This is a genomic window from Paraburkholderia mimosarum LMG 23256 = NBRC 106338 (genome assembly GCF_000739815.1).
GTDB lineage: Bacteria > Pseudomonadota > Gammaproteobacteria > Burkholderiales > Burkholderiaceae > Paraburkholderia > Paraburkholderia mimosarum.
On record NZ_BBJJ01000220.1, the window covers coordinates 1 to 2,639 of the forward strand.

1 protein-coding gene is annotated in these 2,639 nt (G+C 59.5%); it reads left to right on the top strand.

Translation table 11 applies throughout. The features are described 5' to 3' along the window. Positions 1-194: 194 nt before the first annotated feature. Positions 195-2,639: Tn3 family transposase (locus tag BMI01S_RS36790; RefSeq protein WP_042293155.1), on the top strand; the 2,445-nt coding region annotated here is incomplete at its 3' end.

Here is a 2,639-nt window from a genome sequence, read left to right on the forward strand (position 1 = left end):
CGGAAGTAATTACGACAACATGATGCTGGCTCGCGATGTGTCAGTCGCGACGTGTTATGTCAACTTGGTGGGCCGTGATCAGGTCCTTTCCTTAGTTGCTGTGCCGCCAGGCCGGAATCCCGATTTCTACCGTGGCACGGATGATTTTGCGTCGCTACGCTTGTTCGCTCACGTCATCGACGCGGAGCTGCCCGATGGATCACTGGCGACTGGCATATCTTGGGATCCGGCAGGTACCGCGCGAGCTGAGCGAATTCGAACTCAGCACATTCTTTACTTTTTCAAAACGCGAACGCACCCAGATCGATTCGCGGCGCACCGATCTTTACCGGTTGGCCATCGCGCTGCATGTCGGTTTCCTGCGAATGACCGGTCGGCCGCTTGATTCATACAGGCAGATCCCAACCATTCTCTGGCGACACCTTGGCCAGCAGCTTGATGTCCAGCCGCCAGACGTTGGGACGCTGCGGTCGATCTACGACGGTAACTTCAAGACGCTGTCGGACCACCAGGGCTTCGCAAAAACCATCGTAAATTTCCGGTCGATCGCCGAACATCAGCGTCGATATGTGATCCGCTGGCTCAAGGAACAGCTTACCGGCCGCCCGGAGCGAGGCCAGCTAATGAGCGACCTGAAGCGCTGGCTTTACGAACATCGCCTCGTCATACCGCCCGATCGCAGCCTGAGGCAGTTCGTTGTTCAGGCCGTACACGATATCGAGGATTCATTGCACGGGACGCTTGAGCAGGCGCTCGGCATCGACAAGCTCGAAAGCTGGGCGCGTCTCCTGGCTCAGCCGCATGGAGACCACACGAGTCTGCAGCAATGGCTGTGGGCCGTCCCGCTTCGTGGCTCGACCCACCAGATGAGTGAGGTGCTCGACAAGATCAAGCTGCTCACGATGCACGGCGTGGCCAACAGCTGGCCAGCCGGGTGCAACGATGCGATCGTGCGGTATTACGCGCGTCGCTGCGCCAGCCGGCCACCTTCGATCAGCAAACGGATCGAGCCACAAGGCCGAAGGCTTGAAGCGGCGTGTTTCATGCGTTATGCGCTTTGTACCGCGACCGATCAGGTACTCACAATGTTGCGTCGCTGGGTGCTAAAGGTCGTCAACGATGCGTCGCGTGACATTGAAACCGCTCGATTGAAAGCCGCCGATCAGCTTCGTGAATTCGCCCTCGCCGTAAAGGCACTCGCGACTGACGAATCGCTCTCGCGTGAAGATCTGGGCAAAAAGCTTTGCGTGCTGGCAGATCAGGTCCTCCAACCACATCAACCCAGCCGCCGCAGCGAGATCCGGCGGTCTCTGCTCCGAAAGCGGTACTATGCGCGCAACCTGCTGATCCGTATTGTCCAGTTGCCGTTCGAGGCCGACACCGCTCATCCGGTGCTGGATGCGATCGTCCTGTTGCGAGATCTCTATCGGCGCCATGCCTACCTGTTGCCCGACGGCGTGAGTATCCGGCTTGGGCGTGCCTGGCGTGAATCGATCGATGGCTACGACCGCCAGAAGGCGATGGTGGCTTTCGAATGGGCCACGCTTTTTGCGTTGCGCGTCGCTCTACGCAACGGCACGATCTTTGTCGAGCACAGCTTTTCCTTCCGGAGTCAGGCACATATGCTGATCCCGGCCGAAGAGTGGCGGACAAGGCGGAACAACCTGTATGGGCATCTTGGGCTGCCGCAGGACCCTCAGGAGTTTCTGGGTCCGGTTCTGGCCCATCTCGACCAGCGCCTTGAACTGCTGGATCGTGCAGCGGATGAAGGCAAGGTGCGGATTGATACGGCGGTGCATCTCGATCCATTGGAGGCTCAGCTAGAAGACGTAGAAGCCGATCGTCTGCGACGCGCTATTTTTGAAGCCCATCCGCCCGGCCAGCTACCGGAGATCATTCTCGAAATCGACAGCGCAACGCGCTTCAGCTGGATCCTGCTTGGGCGTGAACCTCGATCGCGGGTCGAACTACTCATGATGTATTCGGCTGTCCTGGCGCACGGGACCTCGCTCTCGGCAGCGGAGATCTCCCGGATGGTCCCGGAGATTTCACCGGCCGCCATCCGCCAGATGATGAAACGACTTGAGGATGAGAGAATGCTTCGGCTTGCTGCCGATGCTGTCCTCGAATTCATGCATGAGCATCCCGTCGCCGCTCACTGGGGCCGCGCCGATCTGGCATCCTCCGACATGATGTCGCTGGAGACGACTCGCACAGTCTGGCAGGCGCGTGCCGATCCGAGGCGCCGCACGGCATCCATCGGGATGTACACGCATGTGCTCGATCGATGGGGTATCTTTTACGATCAGCCGATCGTCTTGAACGAGCGTCAGGCCGGCGCCGCGATCGAGGGAGTGGTCCGACAGAGTGCGGCCGGAGACATCGCGCAGCTCGCCGTCGACACCCATGGCTACACCGATTTCGCAATGGGTCTGGCACGAGCACTAGGATTCGATCTATGCCCTCGCCTGTCACACCTTCGTGACCGACGGCTTCATGTCCCTCGAAATCACGAAGTCCCACCGCAACTGGCTGCGGTCACTGACCGCGATGTGAGGCTCGAGCTCATCGTGGACGTCTGGGACGAATTTGTCAGGATCGCCGCATCCATCCGTTCCGGAAAATGTACTGCAGTCGAC